Origin of the sequence: Enterobacter sp. JH25 (assembly GCF_021725435.1) — a bacterium.
Taxonomy (GTDB): domain Bacteria; phylum Pseudomonadota; class Gammaproteobacteria; order Enterobacterales; family Enterobacteriaceae; genus Enterobacter; species Enterobacter intestinihominis.
In genome coordinates this window covers 1-24,467 of record NZ_CP091322.1, presented here as the reverse complement: position 1 = coordinate 24,467, position 24,467 = coordinate 1, and the positions used below count along the sequence as shown (strand labels likewise).

The 24,467-nt window shown below is 50.5% G+C and carries 29 protein-coding genes and 1 pseudogene; 25 read left to right on the top strand and 5 right to left on the bottom strand.

Going from position 1 to position 24,467, the window contains the following annotated elements:
- Positions 1–243 precede the first annotated feature (243 nt).
- From phoH to L2Y28_RS24835, 7 genes are all read left to right on the top strand, one after another.
- Positions 244–1,017, top strand: coding sequence for a phosphate starvation-inducible protein PhoH (gene phoH, locus L2Y28_RS24865; protein WP_022649889.1), 774 nt, complete (start codon positions 244–246; stop codon positions 1,015–1,017).
- 10 nt (positions 1,018–1,027) lie between these two features.
- Complete coding sequence (locus L2Y28_RS24860; RefSeq protein WP_022649890.1) at positions 1,028–1,231, top strand: hypothetical protein; 204 nt, start codon at positions 1,028–1,030, stop codon at positions 1,229–1,231.
- A 15-nt stretch (positions 1,232–1,246) separates the two neighbouring features.
- Positions 1,247–1,612, top strand: coding sequence for a Gp49 family protein (locus tag L2Y28_RS24855; RefSeq protein WP_006812571.1), 366 nt, complete (start codon positions 1,247–1,249; stop codon positions 1,610–1,612).
- A complete protein-coding gene (locus L2Y28_RS24850; protein ID WP_006812570.1) occupies positions 1,612–1,857 on the top strand; it encodes a GrxA family glutaredoxin in 246 nt (81 codons plus the stop codon). The genes L2Y28_RS24855 and L2Y28_RS24850 overlap by 1 nt, the downstream gene beginning before the upstream one ends.
- Before the next feature lie 96 nt (positions 1,858–1,953).
- The gene (locus tag L2Y28_RS24845; protein ID WP_006812569.1) at positions 1,954–2,478 is read left to right on the top strand and encodes a hypothetical protein; all 525 of its coding nucleotides are present in this window, start codon (positions 1,954–1,956) and stop codon (positions 2,476–2,478) included.
- A complete protein-coding gene (locus L2Y28_RS24840) occupies positions 2,469–2,885 on the top strand; it encodes a type II toxin-antitoxin system YafO family toxin (RefSeq protein ID WP_006812568.1) in 417 nt (138 codons plus the stop codon). The genes L2Y28_RS24845 and L2Y28_RS24840 overlap by 10 nt, the downstream gene beginning before the upstream one ends.
- 171 nt (positions 2,886–3,056) lie before the next feature.
- Complete coding sequence (locus tag L2Y28_RS24835; RefSeq protein ID WP_022649891.1) at positions 3,057–4,163, top strand: site-specific integrase; 1,107 nt, start codon at positions 3,057–3,059, stop codon at positions 4,161–4,163.
- On the opposite strand, the gene L2Y28_RS24830 is transcribed toward L2Y28_RS24835, so the two are convergent.
- The gene (locus L2Y28_RS24830) at positions 4,155–4,541 is read right to left on the bottom strand and encodes a transcriptional regulator (protein WP_022649892.1); all 387 of its coding nucleotides are present in this window, start codon (positions 4,539–4,541) and stop codon (positions 4,155–4,157) included. The two genes, L2Y28_RS24835 and L2Y28_RS24830, sit on opposite strands and share 9 nt — an antisense overlap.
- A gap of 263 nt (positions 4,542–4,804) precedes the next feature.
- On the opposite strand from L2Y28_RS24830, the gene L2Y28_RS24825 reads away from it, so the two are divergent.
- The 7 genes and pseudogenes from L2Y28_RS24825 (at position 4,805) to L2Y28_RS24795 (ending at position 13,704) form a co-directional block, all read left to right on the top strand.
- Complete coding sequence (locus L2Y28_RS24825) at positions 4,805–5,017, top strand: hypothetical protein (RefSeq protein ID WP_004110118.1); 213 nt, start codon at positions 4,805–4,807, stop codon at positions 5,015–5,017.
- Positions 5,018–5,126: 109 nt separating this feature from the next.
- Positions 5,127–7,499, top strand: coding sequence for a hypothetical protein (locus L2Y28_RS24820; RefSeq protein WP_022649893.1), 2,373 nt, complete (start codon positions 5,127–5,129; stop codon positions 7,497–7,499).
- 96 nt (positions 7,500–7,595) lie between these two features.
- Complete coding sequence (locus L2Y28_RS24815) at positions 7,596–8,831, top strand: AAA family ATPase (RefSeq protein ID WP_022649894.1); 1,236 nt, start codon at positions 7,596–7,598, stop codon at positions 8,829–8,831.
- A gap of 180 nt (positions 8,832–9,011) precedes the next feature.
- Positions 9,012–11,375: a DNA polymerase III subunit alpha gene (gene dnaE, locus L2Y28_RS24810; RefSeq protein ID WP_022649895.1), complete on the top strand. Its 2,364-nt coding sequence runs from the start codon at positions 9,012–9,014 to the stop codon at positions 11,373–11,375.
- Between the two features lie 2 nt (positions 11,376–11,377).
- Positions 11,378–12,073, top strand: coding sequence for an NUMOD4 motif-containing HNH endonuclease (locus L2Y28_RS24805; RefSeq protein WP_023330202.1), 696 nt, complete (start codon positions 11,378–11,380; stop codon positions 12,071–12,073).
- Between the two features lie 51 nt (positions 12,074–12,124).
- Positions 12,125–13,264: pseudogene (locus tag L2Y28_RS24800) on the top strand (DNA polymerase III subunit alpha); the annotation flags it as partial.
- Positions 13,261–13,704, top strand: a complete 444-nt coding sequence (locus L2Y28_RS24795) for a hypothetical protein (protein WP_022649898.1) — start codon at positions 13,261–13,263, stop codon at positions 13,702–13,704. The pseudogene L2Y28_RS24800 and the gene L2Y28_RS24795, both read left to right, overlap by 4 nt.
- A 38-nt stretch (positions 13,705–13,742) precedes the next feature.
- Here the strand turns inward: L2Y28_RS24795 and L2Y28_RS24790 are convergent, their stop codons facing one another.
- The 3 genes from L2Y28_RS24790 to L2Y28_RS24780 all read right to left on the bottom strand — a co-directional run bounded on the left by L2Y28_RS24790 (position 13,743) and on the right by L2Y28_RS24780 (position 15,316).
- On the bottom strand, positions 13,743–14,387 hold the full coding sequence (locus tag L2Y28_RS24790) for a hypothetical protein (protein WP_022649899.1): 645 nt from the start codon (positions 14,385–14,387) through the stop codon (positions 13,743–13,745).
- 65 nt (positions 14,388–14,452) lie between these two features.
- The gene (locus tag L2Y28_RS24785) at positions 14,453–15,010 is read right to left on the bottom strand and encodes an AlpA family transcriptional regulator (protein ID WP_022649900.1); all 558 of its coding nucleotides are present in this window, start codon (positions 15,008–15,010) and stop codon (positions 14,453–14,455) included.
- Positions 15,011–15,091: 81 nt separating this feature from the next.
- Positions 15,092–15,316 (bottom strand): hypothetical protein, encoded by a 225-nt coding sequence (locus L2Y28_RS24780; RefSeq protein WP_071785233.1) that lies wholly within the window; start codon positions 15,314–15,316, stop codon positions 15,092–15,094.
- 257 nt (positions 15,317–15,573) lie between these two features.
- On the opposite strand from L2Y28_RS24780, the gene L2Y28_RS24775 reads away from it, so the two are divergent.
- The 11 genes from L2Y28_RS24775 to L2Y28_RS24725 all read left to right on the top strand — a co-directional run bounded on the left by L2Y28_RS24775 (position 15,574) and on the right by L2Y28_RS24725 (position 22,793).
- Positions 15,574–16,005 carry a hypothetical protein gene (locus tag L2Y28_RS24775; protein ID WP_022649901.1) on the top strand — a complete coding sequence of 144 codons (432 nt, stop codon included), beginning with the start codon at positions 15,574–15,576 and terminating at the stop codon, positions 16,003–16,005.
- A gap of 119 nt (positions 16,006–16,124) precedes the next feature.
- Entirely contained in the window at positions 16,125–17,153 is a 1,029-nt protein-coding gene (locus L2Y28_RS24770; protein ID WP_004110098.1) for a hypothetical protein, read from the top strand.
- A 60-nt stretch (positions 17,154–17,213) separates the two neighbouring features.
- The gene (locus L2Y28_RS24765) at positions 17,214–18,158 is read left to right on the top strand and encodes a 5'-3' exonuclease H3TH domain-containing protein (RefSeq protein ID WP_022649902.1); all 945 of its coding nucleotides are present in this window, start codon (positions 17,214–17,216) and stop codon (positions 18,156–18,158) included.
- On the top strand, positions 18,158–18,424 hold the full coding sequence (locus L2Y28_RS24760; RefSeq protein ID WP_000920226.1) for a hypothetical protein: 267 nt from the start codon (positions 18,158–18,160) through the stop codon (positions 18,422–18,424). Before L2Y28_RS24765 ends, L2Y28_RS24760 begins: the two co-directional genes overlap by 1 nt.
- A 2-nt stretch (positions 18,425–18,426) precedes the next feature.
- Positions 18,427–20,769 carry an intein-containing recombinase RecA gene (locus L2Y28_RS24755; protein WP_022649903.1) on the top strand — a complete coding sequence of 781 codons (2,343 nt, stop codon included), beginning with the start codon at positions 18,427–18,429 and terminating at the stop codon, positions 20,767–20,769.
- A 150-nt stretch (positions 20,770–20,919) separates the two neighbouring features.
- Complete coding sequence (locus L2Y28_RS24750) at positions 20,920–21,291, top strand: DUF2591 domain-containing protein (protein WP_022649904.1); 372 nt, start codon at positions 20,920–20,922, stop codon at positions 21,289–21,291.
- Positions 21,275–21,685, top strand: a complete 411-nt coding sequence (locus L2Y28_RS24745) for a hypothetical protein (RefSeq protein ID WP_004110040.1) — start codon at positions 21,275–21,277, stop codon at positions 21,683–21,685. Before L2Y28_RS24750 ends, L2Y28_RS24745 begins: the two co-directional genes overlap by 17 nt.
- A gap of 68 nt (positions 21,686–21,753) precedes the next feature.
- Positions 21,754–22,029 (top strand): hypothetical protein, encoded by a 276-nt coding sequence (locus L2Y28_RS24740; protein ID WP_022649905.1) that lies wholly within the window; start codon positions 21,754–21,756, stop codon positions 22,027–22,029.
- A gap of 40 nt (positions 22,030–22,069) precedes the next feature.
- On the top strand, positions 22,070–22,249 hold the full coding sequence (locus tag L2Y28_RS24735) for a hypothetical protein (protein ID WP_022649906.1): 180 nt from the start codon (positions 22,070–22,072) through the stop codon (positions 22,247–22,249).
- On the top strand, positions 22,246–22,581 hold the full coding sequence (locus tag L2Y28_RS24730) for a hypothetical protein (RefSeq protein WP_022649907.1): 336 nt from the start codon (positions 22,246–22,248) through the stop codon (positions 22,579–22,581). Before L2Y28_RS24735 ends, L2Y28_RS24730 begins: the two co-directional genes overlap by 4 nt.
- Positions 22,581–22,793, top strand: coding sequence for a hypothetical protein (locus L2Y28_RS24725; RefSeq protein WP_006812558.1), 213 nt, complete (start codon positions 22,581–22,583; stop codon positions 22,791–22,793). Before L2Y28_RS24730 ends, L2Y28_RS24725 begins: the two co-directional genes overlap by 1 nt.
- A 609-nt stretch (positions 22,794–23,402) precedes the next feature.
- Here the strand turns inward: L2Y28_RS24725 and repA are convergent.
- Positions 23,403–24,467 carry a replication protein RepA gene (gene repA, locus L2Y28_RS24720; protein WP_016051671.1) on the bottom strand — a complete coding sequence of 355 codons (1,065 nt, stop codon included), beginning with the start codon at positions 24,465–24,467 and terminating at the stop codon, positions 23,403–23,405.

Here is a 24,467-nt window from a genome sequence, read left to right as displayed (position 1 = left end):
GTTTTGCGAATACTGATATTGATGATACTAACGGCCCACCGGCCTGTTGAGGAACCTGTAAAACGGAAAGGCTCATTGAAGCCGTATATTTTCTGGAGGTTCATCAGGCGCGGAACTCATCAAGGCGCGGGAATAAAATCCCATTCAGACGCCGGATAGATTCAAGCAAGCCAACTTGTCGTCAAAATCGGTGTTGCAAAAACGGGAGTGACCATAGATTCCGTTTTCTGAGACGACCCCAATATGGGAAACAAACGTAAACAGGCGCGTCGCGCAGCTCGTCAGGCACTGAAGTCAAAGCCACGCATCCACGGCTACGAAATTGACACAATCATCGTTGACGAGCTGGCTGCCGCCCCTGCTCTGCCTCCGAAACCGAAGCGCGACAACTCTCCTCTCGAAGCGCGAAACGAGGCCCAGGCCCACTATCTCATCTCCCTCGATACCAAAACGCTAACGTTCGCCACTGGCGAAGCTGGCTGCGGTAAAACGTACCTGGCCGCGGCCGTTGCAGCGCAGCGTCTACTTAATAAGGAAGTGGACAAGATCATCGTGACTCGTCCGGTATTGCAAGCAGACGAAGATCTGGGCTTCCTTCCGGGCGACATGAGCGAGAAGTTCGCTCCGTTCTTCCGGCCCGTCTATGACGTGCTACAGAAGCGTCTGGGTGGCTCGTTTCTCGAATACTGCTTAAAGCCAGAGGTGGCCAAAGTGGAGATTGCCCCCTTCGCTTACATGCGTGGGCGCACTTTCGAAAACGCTGTGGTAATTCTGGATGAAGCTCAAAACGTGACAGCGTCACAAATGAAAATGTTCCTGACTCGTATGGGAGAAAACGTCACGGTTATCGTTAACGGGGACATCACCCAATGCGATCTTCCTGGCAGCGTCAAATCCGGGCTGGAAGACGCTATGGAGCGCTTTAAGCCGTCTGAATATGTTGGACGGATCGAGTTCGAGAGCGAGGACTGTGTACGGTCTGAGTTATGCAAAATTGCGCTTGAAGCCTACCAATAAGGAGATAAGCGTGACCAAAGAATATCTGCCTCACCAGCAGCGTGTGATAGAGGAACAGGAAGATCTGTCGCGCCGTATTTTCAAGCTGGAGTGCTTCACAGCCACCGAGATTTTTAGTCGTCTCCCTCAAGTCGACCGCAACATGCTCATTAAGCAGCTGGACGCGATGAAAGCCTATGAGCTAATTCTTCGTGCCCGAATCGCTCGTTTTTAACGTAAGGAAACCAAAATGACCGATATGGATATCGAAAAAGAGATTGTGGCCAAAGGCAAAACGGCCGCGCGTGTTACCCCGGAACGCATTGAAGCTGTTATCTCAGGCGAATTTTACTTTACCGGCGCGGACGGATATCGCAGCTCACCGTTGTGGCTGAAGCAGGAAGAGCCTGAACCGGCCCCGCAATCACTCGAACTGCTGACATTCTGCGTTCTTGTGCTGGAGAACGGCTACACCGTAACCGGCGAGTCTGCGTGCGCCAGCCCGGAGAACTTTGATCCGGAGATCGGACGTAAAATTGCACGCCAGAACGCGATTGCCAAAATCTGGCCCCTGGAAGGCTATCTTCTCAAGCAGCAGCTGCACGAGGTGAAGTGATGAAGGTCGTTATCTACGGACGGGATAATTGCTCATACTGCAAACGTGCGGTCGAGCTGGCGAAGCAGCTGCACGGCCACGGCTTTGGCGATTATGAATACATCGATATTGTGTCTGCCGGGATCGACAAAGAGAAGTTGAGCGACCTGGTTGGCAAGCCGGTGGAGACCATACCGCAGGTGTTCGTAAATGGCGAACCTATCGGGGGTTATACGGAATTTGCTGCTTTTGCGAGCACCCTGTAATACAATACGGCTCCTTTTGGGGCCGTTTCTGTTTGTCGCAGTTTCAGGGAACGCGTACACTTAGTTACGAGCCAGCAAAAAGCAGGCAGATAAATCATGAAAGACTCAATCACCAAAATCGCAATGGTTGTGGCACTGGCACTAAGCAGCCTGTCACACGGTTCTTATGCCAAAGATCACACCCATGAACGCAGCGCTATTACTTCAGGGGCGAGCGCACCATCCCTCGCAGAACTGCGCGAAAGTGTGGGTAAAATCCAGGAAGTTACCGCTGATGGCCGTGAAATTTACGCCAGACTGGATGCGTTGGCAGAACATGATTTTGAGCAGGCAAAGTTTGCCGCAGAAGGCTTACGTGCTGATGTAATTGGCTCCCTGGCAATTGCCGAGTTCTTATTCCAGGCATTACCAGAGATGTCGATCATCCGGTCTTACGACAAAAACTCCACTGAATACAAGCTATGCAGGGCTGTCGCTGAGATGCGTCACGGGGCCAAAAATCTCGATAATCTGGTTAATCAGATCCTGACAGTTAGCCCTCTTCGCGAATCAGAAATTAGCCATGCGGCTCTTGCTGTTCTGGCAGCCAGTGGCACAGAGGCTTCGACCAAATGGCTCTGATTGTCGAGATCAACCCCGATACACGCGCCGCATTTTTAGACCCCACTTTCAAAAAGTTCCCTGGATTGGAACAGCAGCTCATAGAGGAATTTATTTACTGCAAGGAGCACAACGCCACAACGGATACCTTCGGCAGTGACGCCGTCTTCACTTTTCCACCTTATGCCGTAGACGCTCAACTCGCTCGCATCCACATCAAGCTACCCGACGAACAGCCCTGGCCACCTCGCACTCCAGATCGGCAGAAGAAGAGTAATACTTATTTAGTTTATGCACAGCATTTGTGGAATCCGGACAGATACTCCATTCTTGCAGTTGTTACCCCAGCACACGATCTCATGAGCGCCGCCAACACACAGTTAATCTCCCACTTTTCAGCCTGTGCTGAAGATTTTCACAACCGCTAAAATCATCTTGCTTGTTTCTCAGATTTAAAAAAATCGACTCTCAATGATTCCATACCTATTAAGTATGGAATCATTGTACAAAACAGGCTATTTTATGGTTGATCATACAAAAACTTAAGCCTAATATACTGTTCATACATACAGTAAAAGGTTTCACTCAGTGAGTGGACGATGAAAAACACCTTTGATAAAGCACGCGCAGCAGAAAACACCTCTCGGGAAGCCATCGAGTACCTCGAACGCGCTTCCGGTTTGTCGGCAGTGTCGACCGCCAATTTCGACGGAGACATGTCGTTTTCTTCCGCCTTCATATTATTCACTCGCTTATCTTTACTGATAACGAGACGTCGACCTGAAATAGCCGTTCATTGTGTTTTGATACATATAATGCCGCATATCTCTGAAGTAAAGGTAAGTGATATAAGTAGGGTCTTGGTCAACCAACTGGTGAACCCACTGATACTGGAAGGCAAGATCGTCCAGGGCAGACGCGTATTCTCCCTAATGAAACAGTTCCTGAGCTGGTGCGCTTTTCAGGGGCTGATTGATACATCACCGTTGAATGATATGTCGCTCAATAGAGTTGCCGGTGGCGCAAAGCCAGTGCCGCGCGAACGTAAGCTGACGGACGCCGAGGTCTGGGTATTCTGGAACGTCTGGGATTACTTCAATGTGTGCGAAGGCACAAAGTGGGCGGCCAGGCTCTGTCTTGTCGCCGCCAGACGACCCGATGAAGTGCTCCGGGCCAGAAAGGATGAGTTCAACCTTCAACGTGATGTATGGAATCAAGGTACGCGAAACAAATCGGCCAGACAGCACGCGCTGCCGTTAAGCCCATTGATGCGCCAATGCGTAGAAGGGTTGTTTGAGTACGGGAAAGGCAGCCAGTGGCTCGTTCCTTCGAATAAGAAGAAGGGCGTGGATACGCCAATGTCTAAGGTGGCCATTGCCCAGGCACTGAGAAGGATACTGGAACGACCTGAGTTGATGGAGGTTGAGTCATTCACCCCACGCGATCTGAGACGTACAGCGCGTAGTTATTTCCCTGCTCTGGGGATTAATCAGGAGGTGGCCCGTAAGATTATGAACCACAGTCTTGAAGGGATAGATCGCGTCTATGATCGCCACGATTATATGGATGAGATGCGAGACGCCTTGAATAACTTCTCAACGTACATCGCATCTATCGTGAATCAAACAGACTTAGACGAGATAGACCACAAATTCAAGGGAGATCGTCTAGCCACCGAGCTTATTCGTGTAAATTTCTCACAGTGACTTGATGGCCTCTACCACCTTTTCTGACGCTCCCTGTTGACCGTCAAAACGGTTACGGAACGCTTCTAGAACGAGTTTTTCATCAGCGGAGAGCGGTGCAGTGCCCTCTTCGCGAAAAAACTCAAGCAGCTCAGGATGACGTTCTTCCAGAACCATCAGCATCAGTCGAACCGGATCTGCATCCAGCGCTTCGGCTAATGCTCGAACCTTATCTACTGGAAGTGGGATTTTGCCGCTTTTGATGAGAGAGAGATTGTTGGCGTTCTTGTACCCAACCTCTTTGGCAATGGTAGCCTGACTTTTAGGCGAGATTGTGATTAACGAGTCAATGTAAGCTGCGTAGCGACCTTGTTTGATCTCTGTTTCGTTGGTAGCCATGTAGTGAACCTTGCGTGTTTTGTTTATCTCTGGTAAGTGCTTACTGATATTACAGCAAAGGCCAGGGTTGTAAAGACTTATCTATTTAATTTCGATAGGCACAAAACCCCAGCATACCGCCATTATACTATGGTTTTTAGGCGATTTGTCACTATTCGCTTACAGAGAAAAGTAAGACGTATCTGATATAGGTGCATTCCATATTGATACAATAGGTAGTAGTATTGCCGAACTTTCAAATGTGTTCAGTTGGATGATATGAAATGAAAAATATAACTTCTAAATTGACCGCCCTTGAGGTTGGACACGCATATGCGATTGGGCTGGATGGCGTTGCGACGATCCTGACAGAACTAGAATCTGAAGAGCTTCCCGTGGAGATGGTTGATACGACGGTTTTCACTTTTGAACTAAAAAATAAACATTTCACACTCATCAATACTGGTTGCGGCTCCCTTGCCGTGAGAACCATTTAACACACATTCCTGCCGATAGAAGCCTGTACGAACAGCTTAGTCGCCTGTTCGTACAGTGATAAATTACGCACATCAGAAAACAAATTGTTTTAATAACAAGGAAATTCTCATGTCCAAAGCCATGACCAGAGCTGTGCTGAAAGAGGTACAGGACTTCCGCGACTGCGTAAAACGAGTTGTAGCGATGCTATCAGGCAAACAGATACCTGTTGCAGAGCGAGGCAATGAAGCATATGTCCGCTACAACCGGCGCGGCGAACCAGTGCTGGTAAACATCCCATCTATACCGGACGACGCGTCACCAACCCTCATGAACGCAGTACGTGGTTTTCTCGACCATGAGGTAGCCCATATCCTCTTTACTGATCCGAAAGTCGCAATGAAGATGCGCGAGAGAGGAAAGGCTCCGTCTACCGGGCTTTGGAACGCGCTGGAAGACGTTTTTATTGAACGCAGAATGGGACAGGTATTCAACGGAACCCGTCGCAATTTACTGGCCACACAGAACCTGGTGATCGACAAATACTTCAAGGGCAAAGTGTCAGAGGCGGTTTCAATCTGCCACGGCAACCAGCGTGAATTGTTCCTGAAATTCTTCCTTTGCCCTGTCGTCCGCGCCTGGGATGGCCAAAGCCCTTTCATCGACTTTATGGAAGAACACTGGCACCTCATCGAGAAGCCTATAGCCTTGCTCAAAGAGCATGGTATCGACGTGGCCGTTCGCAATATGTCGAACACAGAAGACTGTGTGAAGGTCGCAGCTGCTATCGCCCAAATCATGCAGGATATGAAAGACAAGCCAGAGGGCAAATTACCAGAGCTTAAATCGTCTGCTAGGAAGCCGTCGAAGAGTGAGGATGAGTCAGAGGAAACCCCAGAAGCCGGTGATGAACCGACTCATAGTGAATCAGCACCAAAGCGTACCAAAGGCGAAGACGACGACAAGGAAGAGCAAGAAGATGATGCCTCAGAAGAGGAAGAGTCTGGGGATTCTGATTTGCCCGAATCAGTAGATAAGGACTTACCTACAGAAGATAAAGAAATTAGTGATATAGAAAGTAAATATACAGAAGCAGGCGAAGAGGAATCAGGAGACACCCCAGAATCCGATGATGCCGGCATGGAATCAGGTGATTCTGATGACGAAGGTGGTAGTGATGACACTGGCTCTCCAACGCCTGGTGATGGCATTCGCGATGACGCCGATGACTCCGATGGTTATGGCTCTGGCGCCGCTGGCGATGGCGATGGTGATAGTGATGACGGCGAAGACTCCGATGCCGGTCATGGGGAGTCCGAAGGAGAAGGCGAAGAGGAAGATGACGCCGCCGATCACACAGACGGCGAAGGTAAAGAAAATGAGGATGCCGCGGAAGCGCCTGAAGACAGTGAATCAGGCTTTGTTCCTGCTCCGGATGAAATGACTCTGGAGGACGCACTCAAGGCGCTCGACGAGATGGAAGACGGAACAGGCGAAATGACCGAAGACGCACTGTCGGCCACCATCAGCAAAGAGCTTATGAGCACCTCACTTTCTGAGTATCGCCCATACGATCGTTCATACGACTTTATCGGGTTGATTGATGAGGCTGAAGAGCATGTAAAGCGCACCAGAAAGACGTTCGGCGCAATCCCAATGCACTCACCTGTCGATCGCTACCGCATGGTTCCGGAAGGCAGAAAGCTCTTTGAACTGAAAATCGAAAAACATCTGTCAGCAGGCGTTTCTTCGACTCTGGCCAAAGACCTGGAGCGAGCTATCGCCAGCCGCAACCGAGTTCAGTTTATCCCAGGCCAGAGACGTGGGCGGATACATGGCGCGAACCTGTATCGTCTGGCAATGAACGACGACCGCGTGTTCCGCAAAAAAGAAGACCACAGAGCGGTGAACGCGTGCGTCCAGCAAGTGATCGACTTGTCCGGCTCAATGGGCGGCAGGAAGATTCAGTTGGCACTCGCAAGCGCCTACACCATTGCGGATGCTCTGGATCGTATCAATGTGCCTAACATCATCACCGGCTTTACCACGTTTGGTAGCCCAGATTATGAAACCATGTCGAAGCGCGGGTTTACTCGCTTCGAGGCGCTAATGCTGCCCATTATCAAAAACTGGAATGAGAAAGCTAACTCTCCAGAGATCCGCGCCCGCATGGGCTGCGTGTGTGAGACGTTCCCCCTGCTCAATAACGTCGATGGTGAGAGCGTCGCGCAGCTGGCGACTCTGTTTGCAGGGCGAATGGAGGACAAGAAGATCATGCTGGTTATGAGCGACGGGGCGCCATGTGCTGCAGGCGATGGGTTCCATCAGCATTTACGAACCGTCACCAAAGAAATTGAGACGTTGAGTGACATCGATTTGATGGCTATCGGCGTTCTGACCGACGCACCACGGCGTTACTACAAAAATTACGCACTGGTAAACAGCGTAGAAGAGTTAGGGCCGTCAGTCGTCACAGAGCTATCTCGTATCATTCTTGGGTAATTGCTTTACCCGTAAAAATAAGTAATCACTTACTATACAGCCTAATATATTTATATAAGATATACCCCACGAACGACAAACAGTAAGGAAAAACACATGACCGCTACTGCACTACAGCAAGAAGAACATTTGCCGGAAGCCATCGTCTGCAAGTGGTGTGGCAAATCCTTTCATTACCTGAAATCCCATATCTCTATGGGCCGCTGCGAGAACATTCCTGAGTCCGCGAAAGGTCTGGACGTGGACGAGGTGGTGAAAATGTACACCTCTGCGTTTCCGGATGAACCAACGATCTCTCGCACGGCACTGGCCAAACTCAATGAGAAGCGTGCCGAAAAGCATTCAGGCGAAGGAAAAGTAGCGGAGATTAGCGCACATCCGGGCTACGCAGGAACGGTCGAATACAAGACCGAACTGGTGGCCGCGCACGAGCTGCTTGGCGTAACGATCAAAGAGCTGGGAACGCCACGCGGAAAACCACTACAGGTGACAGTCAACGTCAACACGCCATATCCGGAGTTCGTACCGGAAGCGAAGAAGAACTATGTGTATGGCGACTTCGACCTGATTAAAGACATCTTCATGATGCTGGAAATCGGAATCCCAGGCTATCTCTGGGGTCATGCAGGAACCGGTAAATCTTCTCTTCCTACGCAGCTATGCGCCCTGCTGAATCGACCACTGATCCGCGCCCAGCATACGGCGTCTATGGAAGAGGCACACGTTACAGGCCAGATCCTCGCTCGCGATGGTTCCACCTACTTCGAGCCTGGTTTGCTGGCGCTGGCGATGAAAAATGGCTGGGTGTACCTCGCTGATGAATATGACTTCGCGTTCCCGCAGATTCTGGGTGTGTACCAGCCAGTTCTTGAAGGAGAACCGCTGATCATCAAAGAGGCAACTCCGGACTGGCGCCGTATCACTCCGCATAAACGCTTTGCCTTCATTGGCACTGGCAACACTAACGGCTCTGGCGACGAAACGGGTCTCTATCAAGGAACGAACATCCAGAACGCGGCGAACTTCTCGCGCTTCGGCATTGTTTCGAACGTGAAGTACATGAGCACTAAGGCTGAAGTCAACATGCTGGCTGAGGCTGGCGTCATCCGCGAATACGCCGAGAAGATGGTGAAATTCGCGAACCTTGTCCGTGAAGGTTATGAACAGCATCTGATCAGCCAGCCAATCGGCCCTCGCGAGCTGCTGCTGTCCGCAAAAATCGGAATGATGCGCGGTGATTTCTCTGCCGGCATCGAAAAGTCGTTTATCAATAAACTTCCATCCACGTCTGCACAGGCAGCGCGTGAAGTGGTTCAGAAGATCTTCGGTTAATCGTGCGTAAAGGATGTTTCGGCTCTCTTATCGCAGCGTCTGAAACTGGCCGGGCTTGTCTGGCGTGTCCGGATAGGCCCGAGTGCCACCAGTCAGCCAAAGAGGTTGCGATTTCGATGTATGGGAAGTTCGTTGGCTTCCCCAATGACAAAATCAAGAAAACCAGAAAGGTAAAAACACATGAAGGCTCTGATGGTCAGAACTGACTTCTCCCTGGGAGAGTCGGCTCTAAAAGCAGAAAACGCGGTGAAAATCGCGAGAGAAGCTGGCTACACCGCTGTCATTTCCGCTGACAGCATGAACATTGCCAGTGTGATCCCCCTGCAGCGTGCCGCTGGCGACGACATGGCGGTTATTTGTGGTGTTAAGCTGAATGTGGTCGACGATCCGACATACGAGCACCGCGCCCGCCTGGCGAAAGAGTCAGGGGGATGTATGGAATCATTGGTACGTGATCGCAGCTACTGCTTTACGGCACTGATAAAGAATGAGCAAGGTTATCGCGACGTGTGCGAACTGATGACCTTAGCCAACAAGCGCGAGCAATTCTACTTTGTCCCTCGTCTGGCACTTGACCAGCTGGCGACCGCATATGCCAAAGGCAACATCATCCTGCTGACGTCCGACATTGGCAGTGTATTCCAGCGCCGGGACTTCACAAAGATTATCGGGACGCTGGTGACAGCTGGAGGACGCGATAACTTCTACAGCGTGGTTTATCCGCACCCTACCCCATTCTACGACCAGATTAACGTCCGGGCGATGAAAGTAGCGAGCGCACTGAAAATAGAGCCAGTGGCGTTCTATCCCGCTTATTACGAAGCGGTCGACGACGCTGACATTAAAGACATTGCGCACATGGTTACGAACAACATCAAAATCGACCAGCCGCATCGTCTGCGTATTCCCCACCAGCGAGATAATGCCGTTAATGGTCGCCGCCATCTCCTTGAAGCGCTGAAAGCCTTCTCCATTCGAATGGATGTGCCGGTAACAGCTGCAATGGCCTCAACAACGCAGGACACCATTATTGAAGCCTGCACATGGCGCTGGCATGAATTGCCACCAGCACTGCCCAAGATGGCAGACGACGAACCTGCAACGCTGATGAAGCTGGCTGTCGCGGGGCTGCGCAAGCGTCTTACTACCAAAGAGTTTGGCTACACACCACCGGCTTCTGAGCACCGTGTGTATGTTGATCGCCTGAAGTACGAAATGGACACACTGACCCGCCTGGGCTTCTGTGGCTACTTCCTGATGGTGCGCGACCTGATGAATCACAGTCGTGAAACTGGCATTCCTGTCGGGCCAGGTCGTGGTTCCTCTGCCGGGTCTCTGGTGGCGTGGTGCATAGGCATAACCAACGTTGATCCTATCCGTCACGGTCTTCTGTTTGAGCGTTTCATTAACCCTGAACGTCTCGACTTGCCGGATGCGGATCTGGACTTCAGCCAGGCACGTCGTCATGAGGTGATCGAGTATCTGAATGAACGCTATGGCGAAGATTACGTTGCCGGTATTCCGAACTTCACCTATCTGGGCGCTGCTTCGGCGCTGCGTGACACTGCGCGTATTTACGGTGTCGACGCTGCGGATATGGCGGTATCCAAAGAGTTCAAGAATCTGGAAGACGATAGCCTGTCGCTGGAAGAGCTGCGCGAGCAACTGGCCAGCCTGGACAAATACGCCACGAAAAACCCGGAAGCGTTCAAAGCGGCGTGTAAGCTGCAAAGCCTGATGCGTGGTTTTGGTCGTCACGCTGCGGGGATGATCGTCGCTGGTGTTCCATTGGTAGAGCGCACGCCCGTCGAGCTGCGTGGCAATGCTCGCTGTATTGCGTTCGATAAACGTTACTGCGAGGCGATGGGGCTGATTAAGCTGGACGTTCTCGGTCTGGCAACGCTCGATCTGCTGGATAGCGCGAAACGCTACATCAAAGAGAGTACCGGGGAAGACATCAATCTCGATGCTATCCCACTGGACGATCGCAAGGTTCTGGATGGGTTCGCTGCAGGGTACACGCAGGGCGTATTCCAGCTGGAGTCCGGCCCCATGCGTAAGTTACTTAAAGATCTGGGCGGTGGCATTGAGCCAATGAGCTTTAAAACCGTTGTCGCTACTACCGCGCTATTTCGACCTGGCCCGATTCAGTCAGGCATGTTGGACGACTATGTCTCCGTAGCCAAAGGCTTCATGGCTCCACATTCAATTCATCCGCGTCTTGAGGAAGCAACTAAAGAAACCAACGGCGTTTTACTCTATCAAGAGCAGATCATGAAAAGCTCTCGCGTACTCGCTGGATTCTCTATGGCTGAGGCTGACGCTCTGCGTTCCGCTATCGGTAAAAAGAACATGGATAAGATGAAAGCGATCGGCAGCGATTTTGTAGAACGAGCGCAAGCAGGTTGGGTGACACTGTCACTTGAAAACGGAAGCACAGTAGAAGTCCACAAAAAGGCCAAGCTGATGTGCTCTGACGGCAAACGCAGAACCTATGACGAAGCGATTGGTGATAACGCTGATATTGTTGATTTTGGAGTTTGACGGTGGAAGAAATTTGGAAATCCATTCCTGAGTTTGAAGGTTATTACGAAGCATCCAGTTTAGGTCGCATTTGCTCTTTAGATGTTATACGAACAGCCCCCAATGGGGGCGAATGGGTGAAGAAGGGGCAAATCCTCAAACCTCGCGTAATCAATGATTTTGGACATCTGGGCGTGAAACTAAGCGTCAACGGCGTCAAATGCGACCGCACAGTTCATTATCTGGCAGCAACTGCATTCCACGGAGAACGACCAGAAGGCTTACTTATTCGTCATCTTGACGGAAGACCATCAAACAATGCGCCCTCCAATCTCGCGTATGGCACTCAAGTCGACAACATGGCTGACGCCATTGCACACGATACCGTTGAGTTTGGTGAGAGGCGCTACAACGCCAAGCTAACCAACGAAGTCGTCATTGCTATTCGCATTAAAAAGTCAGAAGGCGCTCTGAACAAAGACCTCGCGGCCGAATATGGTTTAACTGAGCTTTACATTCACCATATCGTCACCGGGAAGAAATGGGCACGAGTTGGTGGGCCGATCGTTGTCTCAAGAGCATCCAAAAAACTGGATGCTGAAGCAAGAGCTGAGGTGGTCGCCTTGCGCAAGGCTGGCGCAACCTATGAAAAGTTGCGAGAAAAATTCGGCATCTCTAACACTCAAATCGCAAATATCTTAAAAAAAGCTAGCGTTTGAAGCAAATGACGGGAAAAACACATGAAAATTGCCAAAGTTATTTCCGAGCAGGAAGGTCTTAGCCCTGAGAAAGCCCAAGAAATATGGGACGCCTTTGAGAAGTTCGGTGGATATGCCTTCAACAAATCACACTCCGTTGCCTACTCGCTGATCAGCTATCAGTCTATGTGGTTAAAGACACATTACCCTGCTGAGTTCTTCGCTGCTGCTCTCACCATTCTGGGCGAGGATAAGCACCAGGGGCTGGTTAAGGATGCGCTGACCTATGGCATTCGCGTATTGCCACCAGACGTTAACGTGTCATCTAACCGAATTGAGATCCGCACGCTGGAAGACGGCAGCCAGGTTCTGTATGCGCCATTCTCTGCTGTGAAAGGCTGCTCTGAGAATGGTTGCCAGGCCATCATGAGAGCGCGTGAGAAAGTTGGCGGTAAATTCGAGTCACTTGAGCAATTTGAGGAAGCGGTCGAGAAGCGTGCGTGTAACAGCCGGGTACGCGAGTCACTGCAAAAAGTAGGTGCGTTCGCATCGATTGAGCCTGGCAGTCTGCCAGCGACAGATCCGGAACGGCTGCGCGACCAGGCAGAGTTGATGGGCAATCTGGTGATCGACGCTGTAAAAGCCTCTCGACCGTTCGAGATGAACCCTAAGCGCTCTGCTGAAGTGAATGTACTGATGACTCGCATGGCGGCCGAAATGGGTCTGGGAGACGACCTGATCCGCCCAAGCATTGGCATTAAGCCGAAAATCATGGTCATTCTGGACAACGCGAACGGCAATGATGGGCGTACCGGCTACTTCATGGAGAACGGCTACGACGACTTTAAGGCGAAGTTGCTTACTGCAGGCGATCTGCGTATGGGCGATCTCTACGTCACCGGCGTGTGCAAAAAGGTGAAGGACAAAGAGAAGGACTACACCAAAGACGAAATCGGCCAGTTCATCGACTTTGTGCGTGAAGAGATCAATCTGGTGCGTCCGACCTATGTGCTGACGTGTGGCAGCCGGGCGACGTCACTCTTCAACAACAAGAGCAAACCATCCGACCTGGTTGGACGCAAAGAGTATCTGCCAGAGCTGGATGTGACCGTTTTCTACGGATTTAACCCGAACATTTTGTACTTTCGCCCAGAGGAAGGCGAAAAGCTGGAAGCAATTCTGGCAGAGGTAGCGGAGACTATTAGCAAATGAATAAAGAGAACACCATGAACGAGGCACAGAAGATTGCACAAGCGCTGGCGGCTATCCCCGCGGATTTTCAGGATAAAGCAGTTGCGGCCACCATGCGGTCGCAGTTCTGGGAAATCATCGACTGCCCGGTCACGTTAGATCTGGCGCTGGCGTTCGCCGGGCTGGATGGCGCCGATAAAGTCAGTCGTCTGCGTAAATGTGCCAGAGCGCTGGCGCTTAAAACGCAAGATCCGAAGGCGTGCCAGTATCTGCTGGAGATCTACGAATCAGATAACCCAGAGGAACAGCTGGAGGCATTCAAAGTATTCCGCAATCGGCTGGTACTGAAGGTGGCCAAAGAATTTATGGAAGTTAACAAAATTGGCGATGTGAGACAGTACAGGCTGAAGCGCCAGATAAGAGTCACTCTATCCAACATTTTTGGTAAGAAAGTCGCATAAAGCAAAAACCCGCCAAATGGCGGGTTATATGATCTAAATTATTCCGGTTTGAAGCCTTTGAACCGAACGAATACTGCGCACAAATCTGTCGGCAAAATAATACCTCCCTCAAACCCGCCATTGTTTTTCCCCAACCCAGCATTAACAAATGAGAGTAAAAGCGCTTCATCTGATATTTGATGGTGGTTATTTTCATCGTATTTGGAAAAAGTATCTAACTCATCAATCTCAAAGGAAGGGATACGTTCAAGCGCAACCATTAAGCGACGTAATGTAATAAAATCAATGTGCTCAAACGCAAACGCTTTCAAGAATGCTGCTGCAATTTCTGGCTTATTTTCACTCTCCATGCGGTCAATGATTTCAATCAGTCTATCGCCGGCCTTACCCGCAAATTTGTCATTTTCATTCAACCGATTGGCCATATTTATTCGTGTAGCATCGTCTAGATCGGCGAAGCCAGAGATGAAACGAATTAACTTTTCCGTAAACCGACGATCATGCACTGAGCTAACCGTCTTGAAAATTCCAACGAGAGTATTGAGTAAAGGAATCGACTCAAGCGTTCCCGATTCAAGGGCAGAGTCAATAGCTATCTCACCGTATTCCTTGAACAGATCGGTTACATCATCAGATTTTATAACCTCAACCAATTCACTACCACGTTTGGAGTCTTGGGCCATAATTCCTCAATTGCACATCGTTATTAATATAAAATGGAGGGGCAGTAAGACCAAACGCGTAAGGACTATGAAATAGTTTTACGTCGACGTTCGATTAGTGCTGCCGCTATTGACTCAACTTCTTGAAAATCTTTTGAAGCGCTTGCACGTAAGGCAAGGTTCCATTTACTCAGCACACGAGCGTTATTTACCAAGTTGCTGTCTTCTTTTAATCGACCGTTCTTTAGTAACCATTCGGCTACATCAGCCCAATCCCAGAGTGGGGATTGGCCTTTAATGCGTTGGACTGGGCAAGGGAAGTCGCCGCTACCGCGAGTGCCATCTTTCAACATTGCAATCGCCTGTCGGGACATTTCTGTAATTTCTGCAATGTCGCTCAGGCCAACAAGAGCAGAGTCGACAGATTCAACAATAGCGCCGATACCGGCTGATTCGATATTGTCAATCGCTGATGCAATAGCAGCATCCAGCGATTCGGCTTCGCGGTCGAACTCAACATAGACGGAGTTTCCATATGCGCAAATCAGCGCATCGTCACAGCCGCTTTCGTACAGCGCGTCTTCCAGTCCTTCGGTCTCATACGTTACGCCTGAGAGTGTCAGAGTGAAGTTAAAAAGCGCCATAGTACCTCTTCGTTTAGTATTCAGAGTATTCTCTTATTTATTCGGTAAGGAGTTGTTGTAGCAACTCCTTACCGGGCAAAATCAATCGCAGCGTTTAACCATACGAATGATTTGCTTGGCATGGTTTTCAGCACTTTTCGGCGTTGACCATACACTCATTTGGTGATCTCGGTGTTCACCTTCTGGATTGCCACAGCGCAATTTGCAAAAACAGTGTGCAGAATCGCCTGGTGGAACCCAAACCCAGCCTTGAGTTACAGCATATTCAATGGCCGCTTGAATGTGCTTATTAGGATGCGTCTTCAGATACAATTTATCTCCGGCATATTATATGTTCGATGTTGACAACTGTCAACGGCGAGTAAACTCAATCCGTCCGTATCTCCACCACATTGTCGTACGCTGTCTACGGCCAGCTTTTAACGGGGCATAGAGTACCAGAACCGCCTGATTTTTCACTGGCTTACCTATCTCATAACCTCCATTTCATCGTGTCATAATCTCCAATGCCTGTTTCCATTATGATAAAATTGATACATATAAATAAGCAGGCAATTAACACTATGAGCACCGATATCTACGAAAAAATCATGTCCGATCTTGAGTTCGATCGCGACAATCTGGAGGAAGTCTGGCGTCAGCAGCCGCGTCTTTTGATGGAGTACGGCTCTAAGCTGGCGCGGGCAGAACGCGAGGTCGCGGATGCAAAACTCTCCCTCGATGCGATTGAGGCGAAAATCTACGATAATGAGCGTAAGAACCTGAGTATGAACGGCATTAAGTTCAATGAATCCGTACTGGAGGCGAAGGTGAGAACCAACCCGCAATACCTCGCAAAGCGCCAGAAACTCGACGATGCCCGGCACATTGCAGATCTGTACAAGCACGCTGTGGCCGCCTTCTCTCACCGCCGCGACATGATTGTCCAGGCGTCCAAAATGGCTATCGTGGAGATTGAACGTTTGGGCGCCGAACGTTTCCACTCTTCCCGTTAATTTATGCTAGATCGTAAGTAAGTACTGATCTATCATCCTTCTCGCTCGAAAGAGCCACGAATAAACGAACGCCCAACGCGCATAGCGCCAATGGCCACAATCACAACAAGGAGAAATATATGTCTAAGTCATTACTTGATCTGCTTAACAAGACCCGTGGCGATATTGCTTCTAAACGTGGCAATAACGTTGATTTGACCCGTCTGAAAGACGGCAATAACTATCTGCGCATTTTTCCGAACAAGGACGACCCGAATGGCGTGTTCTTCCAGACTTTCGGTATGCACTACGTTAAGCATCAGAATGAGGAAGGCAAAGATGTAACAACCGCCTACATCTGCGAACAGCACACCCACGGCCACGCTTGCCAGCTGTGTGAGATGGTTATGGAAGGTCGTGCTCGCTTTAAGGGCAACAAAGCGATGGAAGAGCGCATTAACAGTATGCGTGCTACACCGCGTTATCTGGTCAACGGTGTTCTGTCTGCGCGTGAAGACTTTGCAGACGCAGAGAAATGCCAGTTGATTGAGCTGCCGTCTACGGTCTTCGACGATATCTGCAAAGTGATGTCCGAAGATATTGCGGATGATATCGGCAACCCACTGAGCAAAGAAGAAGGCTATGCGTTCCTGATTAAGCGTACCGGTTCCGGTCGTGACACCAAGTACGACGTATCCCCGAAACGTAAAGTCTACAAAGGCGACATTCCTGAGAAGCTCTGGACTACCCAACACGATCTGATCGCATACGCGAACCAGGCTGACGAAACTCGTCTGCTGTCTACGGCTCGCACTATGGGTCGTCTGATTGGTATTGCGGCTCCGGCAGCAACAATGTCCTCTCCGGCCATTTCTTCCGCTGCAAAATCAGCTGCTGCTGAACTGCCAGGCTTTGGCTCTATCACTGGTCATACGGAAGGCGCAGCTGCTGTCGCTACAGCACACACTCCGGCTCCAGAGTCCACCAGTCTGGTTGATGAAGAGATCCTGCGTGCCGCTGAAGCTGAGTTCAAACCGGAAACTAAACCGGAAGAAGTTAAAGCTCCGGAAGCCGCCGCAGCTGCAAGTGCTTCAGCATCTGCTGCCGCTGCATCTGCACCAGCTGACGAAGGTCTCGACGACCTGCTGGCTGAACTGGACGCTCTGTAATCCCATAACGTGACCAGTAAGGCGTCTACGGACGCCTTACTTTTTGGAAGGAGTGTACCGGTGAATTATCTCTTTGTGGACGGTAACAGCCTGGGCTATTACCACCAGCAATCCGACAAATTACACAACGGCGAGATGGAAGTTCAGGCGGCTTTTGGCTTCGTGAAGAACGTTCGTCGTTACGCCTCAATTCTCCATGCCCGCCCAATGATCTTGTGGGATGGATTCAGCGACAAACGTCGCGACTTCTACCCGGAGTACAAAGCGAATCGCGATGACGACCCGGATATGAAGAAGATGAAAGAAGGCTTTGCCATCCAGAAGCCGTACATCTTGAAAATGATGACCGCGCTGGGCGTTAACCAACTCATTGCAAAGGACGCAGAAGCGGACGACCTGGCTGGAATGCTGGTCTCTCGCCTGGCTCCGCAGCCGACCGTCGATCACATCTACCTGCTGACGGGCGATGGCGACTGGCTCCAGTTGGTTCGCGAGAATGTGAGCTGGGTAAGCCTGCGTGAAGATGCCAAGCACAAGCAGGTGAACTTCGAACAGTTCGCAGAGCTGACAGGTCTGCCAACACCACGCGCGTTTCTGGAAGCGAAAGCGTTGCAGGGCGATAACTCGGACAACATCAAAGGCGTCGGCGGCATTGGTGATGGTGGCGCGAAAGAGCTGCTTCATGAGTGGGGAAGCGTGGCCGCAATGGTACGCGGCATTAACGACGGCTCCATTGTCATCAATAAGGGTCGCTATAAGACGGCATTCAACAAGCTGGCAAAGAACGCCTTCAACGAGAAGACGGGCTGCCGGATGCTCGAAGCCTTTAAGCGCAACATGATGCTGATGAACCTTATCGACACAAAATTCCCACCCAGCGAAATCGAGTCGATTAAAGGCGCACGCGACATGAATGCCTTCGAACAGATGTGTTACGAGCTGAATTTCCGGTCGTTTCTGGAAGATCTGGAAGTGTTTGTTCTGCCATTTGAGAGGTACTGCTGATGCTGAAGTCCATCATTAATGGCGGGGCAACTACGCCAACCATGCTGGCTAAAGAGATTGTCTTCTGCCACGGCGAGCACGCTGTGGTGGCGCTGCCGAACATTCTGGGCGCTGCTGGCATTTCTGCAACTGAGCGCGAGTTCGCGCTGGTCAGCGAGCAGGTCGTGAAGATCATCGCTCGCGTCGCCAAACACCTGAACCACGACGCAATCAAGTTTGACGAAGCCGCTGCTTCGAAGCGAATCAACGAATCAAAAGGAGCCTAATCATGGCAAAAGGCAAATCCGCACTGGCACTGGCGCTGAAAAAGAAAATCGGCAGCAATGACGAGATCCAGAAGGTCTCCCACTGGATTGACTCCGGTTTCCCTCCACTAAACAAAGCCATTTCCGGACGTTACGACGGTGGTTTTCCGTGTGGACGTATCGTTGAAGTCTTCGGGCCACCAAGCGCGGGGAAATGTGTTACCGCAGACACCATGCTGCTGACGGAGCGTGGAATGGTAACAGTGAAAGAACTGTTTGAGATTGAGGGGCACAAAGCAACATGCACTACTCGCGATGTAGAGCATAACGTTGGACTCATCAATGAAAATGGCGTGATAGAGAAGACCTCACACCTGACATGGAACAACCGTCGCAAATTCAAGCGCATTAAGCTGGCATCAGGGGGTTACATCGAGGCTACGTTCCGTCACCCAATTCGTGTGGTTGACGACTTAGGCAATATCGTCTGGCGGTATGCTGAAAAAATCAGTGTAGGCGACACGATTCCTTCAATGGTTGGCACACATCAATTCGGCGATCAGCACTTGGATGCCAATATCGCAAAACTGATGGGCTATTTAATTGCTGACGGATACGTGGCCTCTGAAAATTCTGTGCATTTTTCTAACACAGATCCATTCATCAAGGATGAGTACTACCGCCTCATTTCGCTGGTATCAAACAAGATGCCAGTTACGAGAAAACATAACGGCTCGGAAGACCATGTGCTGTTTAGCAAAGAGGTGCGTTCGCTGCTTTTTAAAGAATATGGTCTGGAGTATGAGAAAGCTGCTGGCAAGCAGGTTCCGTTGAGTGTGCGTCGCGCCAATAGCGAGGCTCAAATTGCATTCCTTCGCGGCTACTTTGAGCTGGAATGCCACGTCAATGATGGTCGCTGCATTGAGGTTGTGAGCGCGAGTGGGCTGCTGCTACAGCAAATTCGCCTCATGCTCCTGAATCTGGGGATTACGTCAACTATCTCTGAAAAACACGTCGCAGGTTATAAAAACATATATTACCGGCTGTCATTCAGTGGCTCTAACTACGACCTTTTCCTGTCAACGATTGGGTTCGAGTCTCCGGCTCGTTTAGCAGTGGCAACCAAACGGGACATTAGTTTTGACCGCACTTATTTAGGCTACGTTCCGCACATCAGCGGCTTAGTGAAATCACTCTACGAGTCACTCACCAAGACCTCTCGTAAAGACTACGTTCTGGTAGATCACGTTATTGGCCGCGGCGATCGTGTCGGAATAGACAAACTGCGAGAAATCTATGTCTCCTTCATTGGCAGAAAAAATCGTTTTAACGAGCATCTGTTTGCACAACTGGCAGCGGTAATTGACTCTAACTTGTTCTACGACGAAGTCGTGGCTATTGAGGAAGGTGAAGCACCAACGTTCGACGTAGCGATGCCGGAAACACACTCTTTCTGGTCTAACGGGATTATCAGCCACAACACATTCCTCGCGACGGCAGCGATGGTGTCAGCACAGAAACAGGATGGTCTGGCCGTGTTCCTTGACCACGAAAACAGTTTCGACGTTGGTCTGGCGGTAGCGAACGGACTGAACGCCGACGAAGACGACGGTCAGTGGGTCTACAAACAGCCGGATACCTTCGAAGACTCCGTAGAGCTGATCGGCACAATCCTCAAGCTGGTGCGCGACGAAGAGCTTATCCCGGAAACAGCTCCTATCTGCATCGTTGCCGACTCTCTGGCGTCGATGGTTCCGAACTCGAAGGCTGAGAAGTTCGACAAGATGGCAGAAGGTACTGCGAAGGACAAAGATCAGCTGAACATGAACGACAACACGGCGCTGGCGCGCGCGACGAGTGCGAACTTCCCTACTCTGGCGCTTTGGGCGCGTAAGTACAACGCGTGCATCATCTTCTTGAACCAGGTGCGTACCAAAATTGGCGTGATGTTTGGCGATCCGACGACGTCTCCAGGTGGCGACTCTCCGAAGTTCTACGCGTCGGTGCGCATCCGTCTGGGCGCATCCGTTATGAAGGATGGCAAAGAGAAGATCGGACAGGACGTTGGCGCCGAGTGCATTAAAAACAAAGTCGCGCCTCCGTTTGGCAAATGCTCATGGAAATTCTACTTCGACCCGACTCGCGGGCTGGACGTCATCGAATCGCTGGTTGAGTACATGCTGGAGGAAGGATACCTGCCCAAGAACGCCAGCGGGCGTGTGGAAATTGGCGATAAGAAATACACCAAATCGCAGATCGTCGAGATGTACCGCGAGAAGCCACTCCCGGAAATCATCGCAGCACTCCAGGCGATAGACGAACGGCGAGCGAAAGAGTCGTCCCCAGCAGAGACAGAAGAAGCGTAATCACAAGGCGTCCACTTGGACGCCTTTTTTATTTCCGTATTATCACCAACAAGAAAACAAATTGGTTACTAATACGGAATTAGCATCCGTAGAAGTACAAAGTGACAACGCCACATAGTTGTTCGGCAACGGATGAGAAGGAGATCGGGAATGAAAAATTACAGCGAGATGACGGACTTTGAGATTAACTGCCTGGTCGCGGAAGCCACCGGCCATCGACCGCTTATCTCACAATATGGCTGGAAAGGCTCACAGGAAGGCGATTACACAGCAGTGGTCGCCATCGGCCCGAACGGAGCCGGAACCTTCGACTGGTGTAACGATCCGGAAGATGCGTGGGACATTATTTATCGACACAGAATCGGCGTAATCCCCACCAGACAGCCTGGCGAGTGGAGAGCGGCCCACAGAAAGGTGGATAGCTCAACGCCACAACATCTGATCCAGAACCCTAACCCTTTCAGAGCGGCAATGACCGTGTTCCTTTTAATGCAGGAGAAAAAGCGTGAAGAAACTGTATGACGCGGCCAACGCTGCGCTGGATGTAGTGGATACCGAAATTGCCCAGGGCTTCCCGGAGCCAGAATGGGCGACGCAGCTGCGTGAGGCGATTGCAGAGATGAACGCACCGGAACCTTCAGAAGATGAAGCCGACTGGCAGCGTTTCATCAGAATGTACGCGGAAGAGATTGGCCCGACGCCCACCGCTGAACAGGCCATGCTGCTCAAGTACTTCAAGGAGGCTGGAGAGAATCTGCCGGTTGATGATACACCGCACTGGTTTCACGCCGCCTGGCGTAAGTTCGACGTGATCTACACCCGCGGTATGGGAAGTAAAGATATGGTCGTCTGGCATCTGATGCACATCGATAAAGCTGTCGACCGCACGCTGGAGAAGTTCTTTCCACCAGCCTGAACACAATGATTGTGCGCCGCATGGCGCACATTAATATAAATAAGTACTTACCAACAAGGAGAAGACACATGAAGATTTTGGTTCGAGTTTCAGCCAGCACCGACTATGACGTTTACCCGCTATTCATGGTCAAGTGCGATGGGCTGAACGATGAAGAAATTCAAGCGGCAATTGAGCGCAATCTCGTTGAGTACACTGGCATGGATGCAGATTCTGTGTATGTCGACGATGACGGTGTTTGTTGGCACAACGGTAGTTGCTGGTACGTCGACGACACGATGCCGGTAAGCGATGAAGACGCGGCTCATCTTGAGCGTATCTTAGGTATCAGCACTTTTGAGTGATATTTACAGCAAAAAATATATAAGTTAGTATCTACCTATCATGAAAACTGTATTAGACACTTTATTACTTATTGTCTCGATAGCTTTTGTGCTCGATTGCATCTTCACCGGAGCAATCCGTAAAGCGCTGGCGCCTGTTAATGGCGCGATGATTAATGCGCTGGCCGTAGTGCTGGTATTCGACTCAGCATTTGGCGTTATCAAAGGAGTCGTGGCATGAAGAAAATAGCCCTGGCTCTGGTGCTGCTCTCCCTCCCAGTCTACGCGGACACATACGTCTATGAGTGTGAGATGTCAGTGGCCGAAGTGAAAAACAACGTGATCCGCAATGTCGTCAAAGCCAGCTACGGCGCGATGGTTGTGGACAGCGGCGAACAGTTTTATGTTGTGCGCGATGATCGCGTCCTGTCTTCCCCCTATCTCACCGAACGTAACGGCAAACTGACTGGCGTGGGTGAAGATAAGTTCGTTTACAACAAATCAGGTGATGTCTACGGCGTTCACGCGAAGAACGCCAGCTATCTTTTCGATGACTGCAAGGAGGTTGGTTGATGGCGGTTACACTGGCAGGTCTGGAAATCGAAAAAACAAGCGGCTACTGGCGTGCCAAAGGGTTTAAGCAACCTGGCGTGCTGGAACGTCTGGAACGTGAGGACGGTGTCATTGTCCACCAGCGTCGCGAATGGCGCATGTACGATCCGGAAACAGGTAAGCTCACGACGAAGGCCGGGACACTCTGGGGTCTGCTGAAGAAAATCCACTGATAACACTAACCACTGCGGTGAGTAGCCAGCTCACCGCGTGCGTATCCTGCTCATAACCACTGTGGTGAGTAGAACACCATTCAGGTATGCAATCCAACCACTGTAGTGAGTAAAACGCCTGCCGTGACATCCGGTATCCACTGTAGTGAGTAAAGTGGCGATTATCGACGTCGCTATCCACTGTAGGGAGTAAACAGGCGTTCATTCGCAGCAAACAACCACTATAGCGAGTGATGGAATGCGCTCTCCAGCGGATATCCACTATAGAGAGTAAACCTTCACTGTTTTCAGCGGATATCTACTCACTACAGTGGTTAGTAAACCCAGCCAACCGATTCTGCTCTCCACAGTGGATAGCCAATAACGAAGGGAACAACGATAACCACTATAGAGAGTAGATTTAACAAGATACCCAGTGACCACTAACCTCGCAGCCCTTGATTCATCTAGGTTTGTAACCACTAACATTTATTTCGTTGTTTGCGTGCCACTGCCTACAGTGGTTACTCTTCGGTTGCTGTTACTCACTACAGTGGATAGCGGATTCCAGATAAACAAAAGGCTCACTACAGTGGATAGTGAGCCTTTCTACTCTCTACAGTGGTTGGGCTATTTACGAGTTTTAGCTTTGCGCAGCTCTTCGAGAATCGCCAGTTCTTCCTTGCTTAACATGACCATCTCACCGTCTTTTTCTTCAGGAACAACATCGATGATGTCCTCCTGATCATCACCAGGCAAGCTATCTTCCTGCTCTTCTGGTTCTTCCGGCGCAGCTTTAACTGGTGGCAATGCCGGGCGTAACTTCGGCCGCCTATAGTGGATGATGAAGTAGACCGAGCTGCCGCGCTTCACTTCGGTGTAATCGAGATAGCCGATCTCACGCAGCTGCTCCATCGCCTTCCTGACTGTCGCGTTCTGGGTAATGGTGCGGCTGGTTAAGTTAAGTCTGGCGCGTAAGCGAGCCAGCGAGATTGGTGCCGGGTCAGGTGGCAAACTTTCGATGAAGGTGTAGAGCGCCTGCGCGGATTCTTTTCTGGAGAGTTCGTTAATTGCCCGGAGTTGCAGAAGAACCTTTTTGTCGAACTGGTAGAGTTCGAAAATCTTAGGATCAGCCTGCAGCGAGACCGTGTCGTTCTTTGTGCTGTACTTTGCTGTCTGCACAAGGTGCGTCACGTAATACTCATCAGAGCCTTTACTGCGGAATGAGATAGTGTTTGTGGCAATACGAGTTAGAGAACTGTCCAGGCGCTTGCGTAACTTCGCGGACGATCTGGCCGTTGGTATGCCACAGAGCCTGACGAACTCGACGAACGGTAACGTGACGGTGTCGCCAACAACCTTGTGCTTGGCGAACGCGTGGATGATGCCTACCCACGTTTTGAAGTCGTTATCCATATCCAGACGAACGCCGGAGATCCTTATGTCCTCGTACCCTTCGGCTTTGGCCAGAGACAGCTGTTTGAGTTCAGCAGAGGCGTCCATAGAGACCATTTGCCCCTTTCTGCCCCTGGCGGTCGATTTCAGCGTCGGAACGAAGAGACCAAGACGCATCAGAGCAACAGGCTGAACTGTGTTGTTGGTGTTAGGAACTAACGTAACAACTTCACCGGTCTTTTTGTCTGTTTCTGAGAATGCTTCAACGATCGCTATGTTTTTATTGCCGTTTTCGCTCAT

Excerpts from the sequence above, each read along its gene's own strand:
- L2Y28_RS24835 (WP_022649891.1), top strand. The coding sequence starts at position 3,057 with ATGAAAAACACCTTTGATAAAGCACGCGCAGCAGAAAACACCTCTCGG.
- L2Y28_RS24840 (WP_006812568.1), top strand. The coding sequence starts at position 2,469 with ATGGCTCTGATTGTCGAGATCAACCCCGATACACGCGCCGCATTTTTA.
- L2Y28_RS24790 (WP_022649899.1), bottom strand. The coding sequence starts at position 14,387 with ATGGCCCAAGACTCCAAACGTGGTAGTGAATTGGTTGAGGTTATAAAA.
- L2Y28_RS24830 (WP_022649892.1), bottom strand. The coding sequence starts at position 4,541 with ATGGCTACCAACGAAACAGAGATCAAACAAGGTCGCTACGCAGCTTAC.
- L2Y28_RS24845 (WP_006812569.1), top strand. The coding sequence starts at position 1,954 with ATGAAAGACTCAATCACCAAAATCGCAATGGTTGTGGCACTGGCACTA.
- L2Y28_RS24750 (WP_022649904.1), top strand. The coding sequence starts at position 20,920 with ATGAAAAATTACAGCGAGATGACGGACTTTGAGATTAACTGCCTGGTC.
- repA (WP_016051671.1), bottom strand. The coding sequence starts at position 24,467 with ATGAGCGAAAACGGCAATAAAAACATAGCGATCGTTGAAGCATTCTCA.
- L2Y28_RS24755 (WP_022649903.1), top strand. The coding sequence starts at position 18,427 with ATGGCAAAAGGCAAATCCGCACTGGCACTGGCGCTGAAAAAGAAAATC.
- L2Y28_RS24725 (WP_006812558.1), top strand. The coding sequence starts at position 22,581 with ATGGCGGTTACACTGGCAGGTCTGGAAATCGAAAAAACAAGCGGCTAC.
- L2Y28_RS24760 (WP_000920226.1), top strand. The coding sequence starts at position 18,158 with ATGCTGAAGTCCATCATTAATGGCGGGGCAACTACGCCAACCATGCTG.
- L2Y28_RS24855 (WP_006812571.1), top strand. The coding sequence starts at position 1,247 with ATGACCGATATGGATATCGAAAAAGAGATTGTGGCCAAAGGCAAAACG.
- L2Y28_RS24740 (WP_022649905.1), top strand. The coding sequence starts at position 21,754 with ATGAAGATTTTGGTTCGAGTTTCAGCCAGCACCGACTATGACGTTTAC.
- L2Y28_RS24775 (WP_022649901.1), top strand. The coding sequence starts at position 15,574 with ATGAGCACCGATATCTACGAAAAAATCATGTCCGATCTTGAGTTCGAT.
- L2Y28_RS24730 (WP_022649907.1), top strand. The coding sequence starts at position 22,246 with ATGAAGAAAATAGCCCTGGCTCTGGTGCTGCTCTCCCTCCCAGTCTAC.
- L2Y28_RS24820 (WP_022649893.1), top strand. The coding sequence starts at position 5,127 with ATGTCCAAAGCCATGACCAGAGCTGTGCTGAAAGAGGTACAGGACTTC.
- phoH (WP_022649889.1), top strand. The coding sequence starts at position 244 with ATGGGAAACAAACGTAAACAGGCGCGTCGCGCAGCTCGTCAGGCACTG.
- L2Y28_RS24850 (WP_006812570.1), top strand. The coding sequence starts at position 1,612 with ATGAAGGTCGTTATCTACGGACGGGATAATTGCTCATACTGCAAACGT.
- L2Y28_RS24785 (WP_022649900.1), bottom strand. The coding sequence starts at position 15,010 with ATGGCGCTTTTTAACTTCACTCTGACACTCTCAGGCGTAACGTATGAG.
- L2Y28_RS24795 (WP_022649898.1), top strand. The coding sequence starts at position 13,261 with ATGAATAAAGAGAACACCATGAACGAGGCACAGAAGATTGCACAAGCG.
- L2Y28_RS24770 (WP_004110098.1), top strand. The coding sequence starts at position 16,125 with ATGTCTAAGTCATTACTTGATCTGCTTAACAAGACCCGTGGCGATATT.
- L2Y28_RS24815 (WP_022649894.1), top strand. The coding sequence starts at position 7,596 with ATGACCGCTACTGCACTACAGCAAGAAGAACATTTGCCGGAAGCCATC.
- dnaE (WP_022649895.1), top strand. The coding sequence starts at position 9,012 with ATGAAGGCTCTGATGGTCAGAACTGACTTCTCCCTGGGAGAGTCGGCT.
- L2Y28_RS24735 (WP_022649906.1), top strand. The coding sequence starts at position 22,070 with ATGAAAACTGTATTAGACACTTTATTACTTATTGTCTCGATAGCTTTT.
- L2Y28_RS24825 (WP_004110118.1), top strand. The coding sequence starts at position 4,805 with ATGAAAAATATAACTTCTAAATTGACCGCCCTTGAGGTTGGACACGCA.